Origin of the sequence: Bacillus sp. FSL K6-2841, from assembly GCF_037976435.1 — a bacterium.
Lineage (GTDB): Bacteria > Bacillota > Bacilli > Bacillales > Bacillaceae > Bacillus > Bacillus pumilus.
Genome location: NZ_CP150266.1, coordinates 1,000,161 through 1,011,562, shown reverse-complemented (window position 1 = coordinate 1,011,562; position 11,402 = coordinate 1,000,161). Strand labels below are relative to the sequence as shown.

Genomic DNA, 11,402 nt, shown 5'->3' with positions numbered 1-11,402 from the left:
TATTTTTCAATAAATGAAATTTTCTAACAAAAAATTCACACCCTTTATGTGTATCTTTTTCAGCTAACGGGTATACCATGAGTGTAAAGACTCCTTTTGAAAGGAATGAGGACATTGTTTCAAGCTGATCGGATGGTCGTTGCGTTTGATGGACATGAAGACAGTAAGAAAGCATTAAAAAAGGCAATCGCTTTAGCCAAAACCTTGCATGCCAAGCTGACCGTTGCCTATGCACATGATGGCAAATCAAGCAGACAGGTGTTTGATGCACCTCGCCCAATGACTGGCGGTGCTTATATCGGCAGCGGCATGGCAGACCTTCAAACGCCCCCTGTGTATGTACCTCATGATGAACAGCAAAGTCCCTTGATTTTTGAAGACCATACAGAAGAGGTCGTTGCAGAAGCAAGAATGCTTTTAAATGAGGAGCAGTTTGAGGCTGCCATTGAAATTGTTGAGGGAGAACCAGCAGAAGCGATTATCGAATATGCTGAAGACATTTCAGCAGACCTCATTGTCATGGGAGCCCGTGACCAAAGCAGATTAAAAAAAATGCTCTTTGGCAGTGTAAGTGAAAAATTATCATCAAAATCAGATATACCTGTGCTTATTGTCAAATAAAAGAATCACCAAAGGCTGTAAACATTCGTTTACAGCCTCTTTTTATTATGAAGAAATCGATGCTTCACTTTCCTGTTTAATTTTTTGCTGAAAGCCTTCCTGTACACGCTTTGTCAACTCTCCTGGAACGCCTTCCCCTACTGGCTGGCCATCAATTTCAACAATCGGAATGACTTCAGCCGTCGTCGAGCTGATGAAAATTTCCTGCGCGCGCAGCAGCTCTTCCTTACTTATACGTGTTTCTTCAACACTGCATTCCTCTTCTTCACATACTTCAAGAAGCTTTCTACGGGTAATACCGTTTAGAATAAAATTGTTTGCGGGATGTGTGCGAATCACGCCATCAATGACGGCATATACATTCGAGGAGGTACCCTCTGTCACAAAACCATCCCTAATGAGAATGGCTTCAAACGCACCAGCTTCAGATGCTTTCTGTTTTTCCATGACGTTATATAAGAGATTTAAGCTTTTAATATCACATCTTAACCAGCGAAGGTCCTCAGATATTATGGCCTTTGCACCAGCTGTCTGCTCTTGAACAGGCCTTTTCACTTGGAACGTATATGCTGTGATTTGAGGAGTGAGAGAATCGCCATATTGATGTTTACGAGGTGCGATGCCCCGCGTGACTTGAATATACACACCACCATCTGTTAATTGGTTATGGGCGACGAGCTGTTTTAACTTTTCTTCCATATCTGATACTGCACCTTGAAGATGAATGCCGATTTCTTTTGCACTCTTGAACAGACGCTCTGTATGCTCTTTCAATGTAAACAAAGTCCCATTGTATACACGAATAACCTCATAGACACCGTCTCCAAATTGATAACCTCTGTCTTCAATATCCACATGAGCATCCTTTTTTTCAATGAAATCGTCATTATACAATACTTTCATACGGAATCTCCCCTTCGCTTCGCATTAATGGTTGAATCTGATGCTATCTTAGCGGATAAATGGGTATGTTTCAATGATTATTCAGAATTATTTCACATCATGATAAATGGTCAACTTTCTATTGTAACAAAGATAGACTCATAACCAAAAAGATTCCAATTTTTTAGCATCTTCTATATTCATAGGCTCTTTTTTCCTGTATACTTACTCCATATAAACACGACAAAAAACAGTGAAAAAAGACAGAATCTACTACATGATTCGACACAAATTTTTGATTTATTGGAGCGATTGTAATGCAACGGGTTACGAAAAAACAGACACCTTCAAACACGATGCTGCTCTCAAAGGCGATTGGTTTAGTGATTCTGTCACTGATCCTCTTTTTTATTTGGGATATATCTAAAACCAATATGCAGGCAGCAGACCAGCCGACTAAAATGTCTGCGAGCAGTCAATTCCGAGACACAAGCACAAGTCTGAAAGCAAAAGATGATTCTACGAAAACATTAGATGCACATTTTAAGATCAACCCAAACAAACACGTAACGGATCAAACGATCTTTTTAACCTTTGATGATGGTCCGTCAGCGACATCAAACCAGCTTTTAGATGTGCTCAAGGCGCATCAAGTAAAGGCTACATTCTTCATGCTTGGGCCGCAGATTAAGGAACATCCGGCCGCTGTGAAAAGACTTCATCAAGAAGGTCATCAGTTAGGGCTTCATGGGATCACACACGATGTGAAACGCTTTTATCAAAAAAGTGATTCTCCCGTCAATGAGATGAAAGAAGATCAGCGCATTTTGGCTTCTGTCACAGGAGAGTATACACACCTTGTGAGAACACCTTATGGCAGCGCCCCAAATTTAACCGATCAACAAAAAGCACGTTTAAAACAAAAAGGCTTTATCTACTGGGATTGGACAATTGACAGTCTTGACTGGAAATATAAAAGCTCAAAATATGTACCAGAAGTATTGAATCAGCTGCAAGTGCTAGAGACAAAACATCCAAAGGAACCAAAGATCATCTTAATGCACGACCAGCCAGCGACAGCAAAATACTTAAACAGTTTGCTCACACAGCTAAAAGCGAAGGGCTATACTTTTGAAGTTCTTGATGAAACAATGACGCCGCTGCAGCAATAAAGAGAACCCGCACCTATTAGATGCGGGTTTTTTGATGATTTATATAGCTTTCACGAGATCACCAATTCGCTCATGAAAGACAAGATCAAACAGTGGATCGTATTCTGTTTCACTCAAATTCATCATCACCTTGAAGATGGAAGGATTTTGAGCGGCATCTTCTGGAATATATCTTGCTGGCGCTACTTCTAGGGAGGTTCCCATGACGAGCAGAAGGTCCGCTTGCTGAAGTGATTTCTCTACTTGATCAAAATGTTTAACCCTGTCTCCAAAAAGGACAACATCTGTTTTCAGCACTTGCCCACATGTCCGTCCGTCTGAGGAAACCTTTAGACATACAGGCACTTCTTCTTGTAATAAATAAGGCAGTTCATATGTCGCTTGGCATGATGGGCAAGTAGCTGTTTGAATAGAGCCGTGAAGTTCATATACATGCTGGCTTCCTGCTTTTTTATGCAGACCATCAATATTTTGGGTAAAAATCTCTACATGTTTTCCTTGTTTCTCAAGGCTGGCTAAAAAGGTATGCCCGCTATTCGGCTCGTACTTCCCGCTCATTTTCATCTGAAACAATTCCTTGAATTTCGGCCAGAATTGATGAGGGTTTGATAAAAAGTAGGACCGGCTCATCGCTTCCATGCGAGCGGTGTCTTCAGTCCATAAGCCGCCCGTTGATCTAAAATCGGGAATACCTGATTCCGTGCTCATGCCCGCACCTGAAAGTACCATTATATGTGAAGCCTGCGTTAATTTCTCCCTTAGCACTGCCACCTTTGTTTGATCCACTCATCCTTCCTCCTTTATTCACTCAGCTGTTTTTCACCTTTTTGTTTCATGTAAATGGTCTGTCCAGGGAAGGCAAATTCTACACCTTCTTCATGGAAGATATCCATGATCCGGTAGTTAATGTCCTGTTTGATATTTAGGTTTTCAGCCCAGGCCGTCGTGTTTGTGTAAAAGTTGAAAAATAAATTCAAATAACTGTCTGCCAGTACATCGAGATTCACCATGATTGTCTCCTTGTGCACCCCATCATGCTCATAAAGCATTTGTTTGAGTCGTTTGATACAATGGTCCAGATTTTCCTTTGGTGTATTGTAGGATACACGTACGGAAAACGTTATTTGGCGTTTATTCATTCTCGTCCAGTTCGTGATTGGTTCCTTTGAAAGCGTAGAATTCGGAACTGTCACGACTGCTTCAGCAGGTGTTCTAAATTTTGTACTTCGAAATGTAATGTCCTCGACAGTCCCCAGAACACTTGGCGTCTCCACAAAGTCGCCCATTGTAAAAGGCTTCTCTGTAATGATGACGATTCCTCCAAAAAAGTTCGCCACCGTATCCTGTGCAGCAAGCGCAAAGGCTAGCCCCCCTAGACCAAGACCAGCCACAAGTCCATTTACATCATAATTAAATTCCTGTGCAATCACACTAATACTTAGTGCAATGATAATGAAACGAAGCACCTTCGATAAAAATGGCGCTAAAATATCATCCATTTCTAATTCAAATTTCGAATTTACTTTTTGAAATAAGAAAGAAGAAGCTGCGGTTAAATTACAAAGCCCCCATGTCAGCATCAATATAATAGAGGATCTATATAATTTGACGATGACATCCATATGATGCTCAAAGTATGGTGCCTGTCTTAACGCAAAATATAACCCAAGTGCGACAAAAAACAGTCTGGCTGGCTTTTCGAATGCCACAACAATTTGGTTAATGACCTCCGTTTTAGACCGATTGGTCAGCCTAAAGAGAAGATGAAATAAGTACTTCGTAAATACTTTCCGAAGCAATAAAAAAAGCAATAAAATACAAAGGCTAATGCCGATTTGGATCGCAACATCTACTGTAAAATATGTATCCATCCATTTTTGTGTAAACATGTTTGTCTCTCTCCTTTAAAACAATCCTCTCTAGTTTATAATATAACCTTCGTTTATGTCCTCTCATAAATGTCTGACCTCTAAATAAAAAGCCTCGGGACCAGTCCCGAGGCATGATGTTCAATTATGAAATTTTGGCTAGAGACATATCGACGGGCAGCAAACTACTTTTTCTTCTGAGCCTGATCAAGGAGAGTCGCTTTAAACATTTCAGCATCCGTTTCGACCTTAATACGTTCTTCCACTCTAATTCTCCCTTTACCCAATCATCTCGCCTCCTTTTCATCATTATAAAACATCAGAATTTTCAGTCAACATGACGAAAGCACTAATATTTTGGCGAACGCTGACGATTTGGACAAAATTGATCGAAGAAAAAATTGATGTACTTCAGATTTACTCAATCATGGCTTGGGATATTCCTGTAACTTTTCATATTTGAAACCTCATACTTTCTCGGCACATGCCGTTCACCCTTACATACTGCTCTTCTTCCCTCCATATAGTAAAGAAGGAAAAACGGGAAAGCATTTGATATGATAAGACCAGAACTTACGTCAGGGAGCTGGAGCATATGTATATTATCGCGCATAGAGGGTCATCAAGCGCTGCCCCAGAAAATACAATCGCTGCGTTTGATTTAGCTGTTCAGCAGGGTGCAGATTATATTGAATTAGATGTACAGCTCACAATGGACCAGCACGTCGTCGTGATCCATGATGATACAGTTGACCGAACGACGAACGGAAACGGCTTCGTCAAAAGCTATACACTTGATCAGCTGAAAAAACTGGACGCAGGAAGCTGGTTTGACCAACAGTACACGAATGAACGAATTCCGACATTACAAGAAATTCTTGAAAGATACAGTCAGCGGATTGGGATATTGATCGAGATCAAACATCCAAAACGGCAGATAGGAATTGAAAAGGCAGTTGCCGACATCATCAATCGTTTTGCCTATTCTCGTCACATCATGATTCAATCTTTTGATGATCATGCACTGCAAAGAATCAAAGCATTCGCCCCTTCTCTTCGAACAGCTTTGATTATAAAGCCTAATGCATTTAAACTGACGAAAAGAAAGTTAACGGCATACAGCTCGTTTGCAAATTGTCTTAATATGAAGAAAACGATGATCAATAAATGGTGGATAGACCGCATCCACGCATTCGGGATGGATGTGTTTATATGGACTGTGAAAGATCAAAAAACAGCTGATCGGATCAAAAAATATCCCGTTGATGGTGTCGTGACGGATCACCCGCCATTTTTTCTAAAGGAGAAATGATGTAAATGAAAGCATATCTTGCCGTATTTATTGGCGGACTGATTGGGACACTTTGCAGATATGAACTGAGCCAAACTGTTGTCAGCCAAACATTCCCCTATGCAACGCTAATTGAAAACGTGACAGGCAGTCTGCTTCTTGGTTTTTCAACAGGATATTTTATGTTCCATAAGAGAAAAAAATATCTTGCCGCTTTGATCGGAACAGGATTTTGCGGAGGTTTTACGACAATGTCCACTTTTTCAAAAGAAACGATTCTTTTATTACAGACTGGGCAGTTCACTTCAAGTGTGATCTACACCCTGCTCTCAGTCATTGCCGGAGTAGCCGCTGCCTTATGTGGACTAATGTTAGCTCAGCGGCTTTTTCATCAAAATAAGCAGCAGAGAGGAGGCAGATAAATGATCATTTTATATACAGCTATTGCCGGCGGGATCGGCAGCGCCCTTCGTTTTTTCATTAGCCAAACGATACAGAAATCTAAGTCTCATGCTCGTTTCCCGTACAGTATTATTCTCATCAACTTATTAGGTGCTGCCGGTTTAGGTATACTGACAGGTGCCGTGACTGCCAATCATCCGCTGCTTGTGATCATTGGAACAGGTTTTTTCGGTGGCTTTACAACATTCTCTACATTTAGTGTAGAATCTGCAACCATGCTAGAGCAGCGGAAAATCGGAAAACTTGCTGTCTACTTATTGATGACAATCATTGGGTCTTTCTGTCTCTTTTCTGCGTTCTATCAAATAGGACAACACCTTTTTTAAATATTGGTAATAGCGGCTAAGCTGATAAGCAGTTGATCCATAAGCTGGCGCTTCATTAAAAAGAGGGTTTTTTCACTGTAGCCGATTTCCATCGCACACTTGGCCATACGCCAATCACGAAAGTATTTGTAATCGATGAGCTGCTTCTCTATCTCATCCAACTCTTTTAGTGCTGTTTCAATACACGCAACGATGAGTTCATACTGATTTTTTTGCTCTTCTAACTTCTTCCGTGTCATGTGATCCAAATGATGCGCACTTCTTTTTTCAAGCTGTCTTTCGATATTTAAAATCGCCGCCTGGTAATTTTTGAAGTTCTTCAAATGAAACTCAATTCGTTTCATTGAGTTTTTTTTCTCCGTGATACTTGCTGTTTCATACCAAAGCATGTTCATCCCCCTCATTTCGAACGTTTGTTCTTATTATAAACCGAACAAGCATTCGTAAAAAGAGACTAAATACCCAAAAAAACCTTGAGCTTATTTTTCGCTCAAGGTCATTTCGTTTACTAACAGCGGCTCTTTTATATCACGCCCTATGCGTGCATTTCCTTTTTCTGATGAGGTGACGCCTTTCTTCAGGTCGATCTTTTTCACATAGCGTCCATCCATCTCCAAGACCTTCATCCGAATATCATCAAGATAAATGGATTGTCCTTCTCGGATATCAATATTCTCATTTAAGATTAACCCGCCTATTGTATCAATTTCTTCATCATGATATGACATTCCGATCAAATCTTGAATTTCATCTAATCTGACTTTGCCATCTAAAACATAATGATGATCGGCTCTTTTTTGAATAACCGGCTGCTCATCTTCATCGAACTCATCTCGAATATCGCCAACAATCTCTTCTAATATATCTTCTGTTGTAACAAGTCCAGACGTTCCACCATATTCGTCGGTTAAAATCGCCATATGCATTCGATCGCGCTGCATTTTGACGAGAAGCTCCTGAATAGGAATCGTGTCAATGACCTCAATCACTGGATATATATAATCTTGAATCTTCAATTGATCCTTTTCTACTTGATACACAAGATCTGCAAAGAGCTGCTTTTTGTTCAGCATGCCGATGACATGGTCTTTATCGCCTGAAAACACAGGAAAGCGTGTATACTTCTCCTGCGTCATGATGGAGAGGATCTCATCTAGCGGCATATCTTCTGGAATGGCACAAATTTCTCTCCGCGGGACCATGATCTCTCTGGCAATTCGATTATCAAAGTCGAAAATTTTGTTCATATAATTATATTCTGATGGGTTGATTTCCCCATTTTTTAAGCTCTCAGATAATAAAATCTTTAATTCTTCCTCAGAATGGGAATGTTCTTTTTCAGACCCCATATCGATGCCCATCATTTTGGTTAGAACCCGAGCTGACCCGTTTAACACATAAATGAAAGGGAACATTAGGATATAAAATGCATGCAGCGGGCCTGACAGCCAGAGCGTCATTTTTTCCGCCTTTTGAATCGCCAGTGTTTTTGGTGCAAGCTCACCGACGACTACATGCAAAAAGGTAATAATAGAGAACGCAAGTGTTGCTGAGATCAGGCTGATTGCTGAATCAGGAATGTTTGTCAAACCGAAACCTCGAACCAAAAGTTCTTTTACAGCTGGCTTACCAATCCACCCTAAACCAAGGGATGTCACTGTAATACCGAGCTGACAGGCTGACAAATATTCATCCAGCCTTGATGTCACCTTTTTCGCCACGATGGCCTTTTTGGACCCTTCGGCAACAAGCTGATCAATTCTTGAGCTTCTCACCTTTACTATGGCAAATTCAGATGCAACAAAGAAAGCTGTTAAAGCAATCAAAACACCGACTATACTCAGATTAACAATATCGTCCATTTAACCTTGCTCTTTCTCAGAAGAACAAGGAGTCACCTCCTGATTGATGATGTTATGTTTTGCAAAACGGTTAACTGATTAAATAAGACTATATTGAGGGCCCCACTTAACCACCTCCGGTTCACGTATAAATCCGCTTCTCTACATATATATGAAACGGTCTTCATTTTATCTTACCATAAATAATCTGAAAATTCCTGTATCACTATGTGAAATTTGACAGGACCATTTAGACTGAGAAGTCCCTCTCTCCTCTTCATGTCGGCAGGAAATATGAACAATTAACTTGTATTTCAGACTAGAATTATATTAAACTATTTTCATAAACTATAACGTGACGGTTAGGAGGAGATGTTCAGATGGGGCTGAGAAAAAGTATCGTATTGGTGAACTAGCACAGATTGCACAGGTGACGAAACGTACTGTAGATTATTATACAAATCTAGGGTTGCTTGCGCCTGTTAGATCTTGCTCAAATTATCGTTATTACGATGAACATGCTTTAAAACGATTACAATTAATCGTTCTTTGCAAACAGCAGAGATTGGCTCTTTCTGACATCAAATCCAGATTAGATGAACAATTCCCTTCTCAAAAGGAAGATCCTGATGAACTTGTCCATTTAACCTCTGATATCGATCGGATGAACGAGCATATGGACCGCATTTTAGTACGTTGTAAGCAGCTTCAACCAGAACAACGTGAAAAATTAAAAGAACAGCTTACACCTGAAAAGATGACGGCTGTCCAATCATTTTTACTGCTGTTAAGTTAAAATTTTTACTAAACAGGAGGTGTTACCTTCGTTCTCAAAGTCAGAACGAAGGCCTTAATTGGACATAGTTAATTTACTTATAGTTGCTTTGCTTATAGCTTTAACCGCATTTTTCGTTGCATCAGAGTTTGCGATCATTCGCTTAAGAAGCTCAAGAATTGATCAGTTAATCGCAGAAGGTAATAAAACAGCAGTTGCTGTCAAGCATGTCACGACTCACCTTGATGAGTATCTGTCAGCCTGTCAGCTCGGTATTACCATTACCGCCCTTGGTATTGGTTGGTTAGGGGAAGAAACAATTGCGCACATGCTTGCTCCACTATTTGTAGAGCTGTCCATTCCTCAATCAGCTAGTTCTATTGTCACTTTTATTATTGCGTTTAGTATTATGACGTTTTTACACGTTGTGGTTGGAGAACTTGCACCAAAAACACTCGCCATTCAAAAGGCAGAGCAAGTATCTCTTCTTTTTGCTAGACCGCTCATGATTTTTTACAAAGTGATGTTCCCGTTTATCTGGGTATTAAATGGATCTGCTCGTTTGTTAACAAAAGCGTTCGGTCTTCAGCAAGTTTCTGAGCATGACATGGCGCACTCTGAAGAAGAATTGCGGATTATTTTATCAGAGAGCTATAAAAGCGGCGAAATTAACCAGTCTGAATTCAAATATGTAAATAAAATTTTTGAATTTGATGACCGTCTGGCGAAAGAAATTATGATTCCTCGTACCGAAGTTGTCAGCTTCCCTCATGATATTACCATTGAGGAAATGCTGAAGGTGACCAAGGTAGAGAAATATACACGTTATCCAATTGAAGATGGCGATAAAGATAATATGATTGGTGTTCTGAACATTAAAGAGGTTCTCACTGCCTGCATTAGCGGTGAGTGTTCTACAAGTGATACGATCGAAAAGTTTGTCAATCCAATTATTCATGTAATTGAAACCGTTCCTGTACATGATCTATTGCTCAAAATGCAGCGCGAACGTGTACACATGGCGATTTTATCAGATGAATACGGCGGTACAGCTGGTCTTGTGACTGTAGAAGACATCCTTGAAGAAATCGTCGGTGAAATTCGTGATGAATTCGATATGGATGAAATCAACGAAGTGCGTAAACTTGGAGAAGACCATTACATCTTTGATGGAAAGGTCCTAGTTGATCAAGTCAACCTGCTCTTAGGTACGCAGCTTGATAACGAAGAAGTCGATACGATCGGCGGCTGGTTCCTTACTCAGAAATATGAAGTTGAGAAAAATGACACCATTCGTGAACAAGGCTATGAATTTATCATTAATGAAGTCGATGGACACCATGTGGTATATATCGAAGTCAAAAAGTTAAATGAACAATTAGCAGAAGCCGCTGAAGAAGGCGCTTCTTAAGAAAAAAACGACCCTTGCCAAAGCAAGCGGTCGTTTTTCTTATCCTTTTTCCATTAATTGAGCTTCAAGTTCTTTAATTCTCGTGTTTAATACTTCAGTCATGGCACCTAAACGTTCTTTTGGCGGCAGATGCTCAAATTCTGACTGCTCTATCGGTTCACCAATAATTAAGCGCATTTTCCCCTTTTTGAAAAGACTTTTCGCATTGGACGGCCCTTTGTACGCTGCTGGAACGATTGGCGCTTTACCGAGCTGCGCAATGGTAACCGCACCTCTTTTTAAAGGTACATCCTCTGTTGTACGTGTTCCGCTTGGAAAAATCCCAACGATCTTTCCCTCTTTTAATAATTTAATGGGCGTTTTAATACTGCTTGGCCCAGGATTCTCTCGATCAACTGGAAAGGCATGAATCTTCTTTAAAAATCCACCGATCCATTTGTTTGCAAACAATTCTTTTTTTGCCATGTAGTGGATCTCAAACGGAAGAATCCCTGCGCCTAATGCAAGAACATCCACAAAACCCTCATGTGTACATGCAATGACAAATCCCCGATCCGTTGGCAGATTCTCTTTTTGATATACTTTGATTCCGCCTCGGAGAGTAAATAATACTTTAATGGTATAGCCTGAAAATTTATACATAGTGCACTTCCTTTGTTTGAAAAATGAAGGATTTGTTTCTATTATAACAAATTTTTTATTACCTGGTACTAATTTTTTTGAAACAATCAAACCATCACATCATTTTTCGTT

14 protein-coding genes are annotated in these 11,402 nt (G+C 40.2%); 7 read left to right on the top strand and 7 right to left on the bottom strand.

Features of this window, described 5'->3' with window-relative positions:
* Positions 1 to 114: 114 nt before the first annotated feature.
* Entirely contained in the window at positions 115 to 621 is a 507-nt protein-coding gene (locus MHH68_RS04925; RefSeq protein WP_339165389.1) for a universal stress protein, read from the top strand.
* A gap of 45 nt (positions 622 to 666) precedes the next feature.
* On the opposite strand, the gene dat is transcribed toward MHH68_RS04925, so the two are convergent.
* Positions 667 to 1,524: a D-amino-acid transaminase gene (gene dat / locus MHH68_RS04920; protein WP_144462479.1), complete on the bottom strand. Its 858-nt coding sequence runs from the start codon at positions 1,522 to 1,524 to the stop codon at positions 667 to 669.
* Between the two features lie 296 nt (positions 1,525 to 1,820).
* Here dat and MHH68_RS04915 point away from each other — a divergent pair, with 296 nt between their 5' ends.
* Positions 1,821 to 2,675 carry a polysaccharide deacetylase family protein gene (locus MHH68_RS04915; protein WP_144462481.1) on the top strand — a complete coding sequence of 285 codons (855 nt, stop codon included), beginning with the start codon at positions 1,821 to 1,823 and terminating at the stop codon, positions 2,673 to 2,675.
* 39 nt (positions 2,676 to 2,714) lie between these two features.
* Here MHH68_RS04915 and MHH68_RS04910 read toward each other — a convergent pair whose 3' ends face one another.
* From MHH68_RS04910 to MHH68_RS04900, 3 genes are all read right to left on the bottom strand, one after another.
* Positions 2,715 to 3,461: an NAD-dependent protein deacylase gene (locus MHH68_RS04910; protein ID WP_339165386.1), complete on the bottom strand. Its 747-nt coding sequence runs from the start codon at positions 3,459 to 3,461 to the stop codon at positions 2,715 to 2,717.
* Positions 3,462 to 3,475: 14 nt separating this feature from the next.
* Positions 3,476 to 4,564 (bottom strand): mechanosensitive ion channel family protein, encoded by a 1,089-nt coding sequence (locus tag MHH68_RS04905; RefSeq protein WP_169056198.1) that lies wholly within the window; start codon positions 4,562 to 4,564, stop codon positions 3,476 to 3,478.
* A 164-nt stretch (positions 4,565 to 4,728) separates the two neighbouring features.
* Positions 4,729 to 4,830 carry a YhdX family protein gene (locus tag MHH68_RS04900; RefSeq protein ID WP_008359843.1) on the bottom strand — a complete coding sequence of 34 codons (102 nt, stop codon included), beginning with the start codon at positions 4,828 to 4,830 and terminating at the stop codon, positions 4,729 to 4,731.
* A 308-nt stretch (positions 4,831 to 5,138) separates the two neighbouring features.
* Here MHH68_RS04900 and MHH68_RS04895 point away from each other — a divergent pair, with 308 nt between their 5' ends.
* Genes MHH68_RS04895 through crcB (MHH68_RS04885) form a run of 3 tightly spaced genes read left to right on the top strand, consistent with a single transcriptional unit; the run spans position 5,139 to position 6,622 of the window.
* Positions 5,139 to 5,855: a glycerophosphodiester phosphodiesterase family protein gene (locus MHH68_RS04895; RefSeq protein WP_268498170.1), complete on the top strand. Its 717-nt coding sequence runs from the start codon at positions 5,139 to 5,141 to the stop codon at positions 5,853 to 5,855.
* 5 nt (positions 5,856 to 5,860) lie between these two features.
* Positions 5,861 to 6,256: a fluoride efflux transporter CrcB gene (crcB, locus tag MHH68_RS04890; RefSeq protein WP_268498172.1), complete on the top strand. Its 396-nt coding sequence runs from the start codon at positions 5,861 to 5,863 to the stop codon at positions 6,254 to 6,256.
* Positions 6,257 to 6,622: a fluoride efflux transporter CrcB gene (gene crcB, locus MHH68_RS04885; protein ID WP_339165382.1), complete on the top strand. Its 366-nt coding sequence runs from the start codon at positions 6,257 to 6,259 to the stop codon at positions 6,620 to 6,622.
* On the opposite strand, the gene MHH68_RS04880 is transcribed toward crcB (MHH68_RS04885), so the two are convergent.
* Complete coding sequence (locus MHH68_RS04880) at positions 6,619 to 7,011, bottom strand: transcriptional regulator (protein ID WP_339165380.1); 393 nt, start codon at positions 7,009 to 7,011, stop codon at positions 6,619 to 6,621. The two genes, crcB (MHH68_RS04885) and MHH68_RS04880, sit on opposite strands and share 4 nt — an antisense overlap.
* Before the next feature lie 90 nt (positions 7,012 to 7,101).
* The gene (locus MHH68_RS04875) at positions 7,102 to 8,484 is read right to left on the bottom strand and encodes a hemolysin family protein (RefSeq protein ID WP_058014425.1); all 1,383 of its coding nucleotides are present in this window, start codon (positions 8,482 to 8,484) and stop codon (positions 7,102 to 7,104) included.
* A gap of 334 nt (positions 8,485 to 8,818) precedes the next feature.
* Between MHH68_RS04875 and MHH68_RS04870 the strand changes: the two genes are divergently transcribed.
* The gene (locus MHH68_RS04870) at positions 8,819 to 9,259 is read left to right on the top strand and encodes a MerR family transcriptional regulator (protein WP_034620022.1); all 441 of its coding nucleotides are present in this window, start codon (positions 8,819 to 8,821) and stop codon (positions 9,257 to 9,259) included.
* A 58-nt stretch (positions 9,260 to 9,317) separates the two neighbouring features.
* Positions 9,318 to 10,649, top strand: coding sequence for a hemolysin family protein (locus MHH68_RS04865; RefSeq protein WP_034620023.1), 1,332 nt, complete (start codon positions 9,318 to 9,320; stop codon positions 10,647 to 10,649).
* 39 nt (positions 10,650 to 10,688) lie between these two features.
* On the opposite strand, the gene MHH68_RS04860 is transcribed toward MHH68_RS04865, so the two are convergent.
* Positions 10,689 to 11,291, bottom strand: coding sequence for a 1-acyl-sn-glycerol-3-phosphate acyltransferase (locus MHH68_RS04860; protein WP_058014426.1), 603 nt, complete (start codon positions 11,289 to 11,291; stop codon positions 10,689 to 10,691).
* Positions 11,292 to 11,402: the final 111 nt, after the last annotated feature.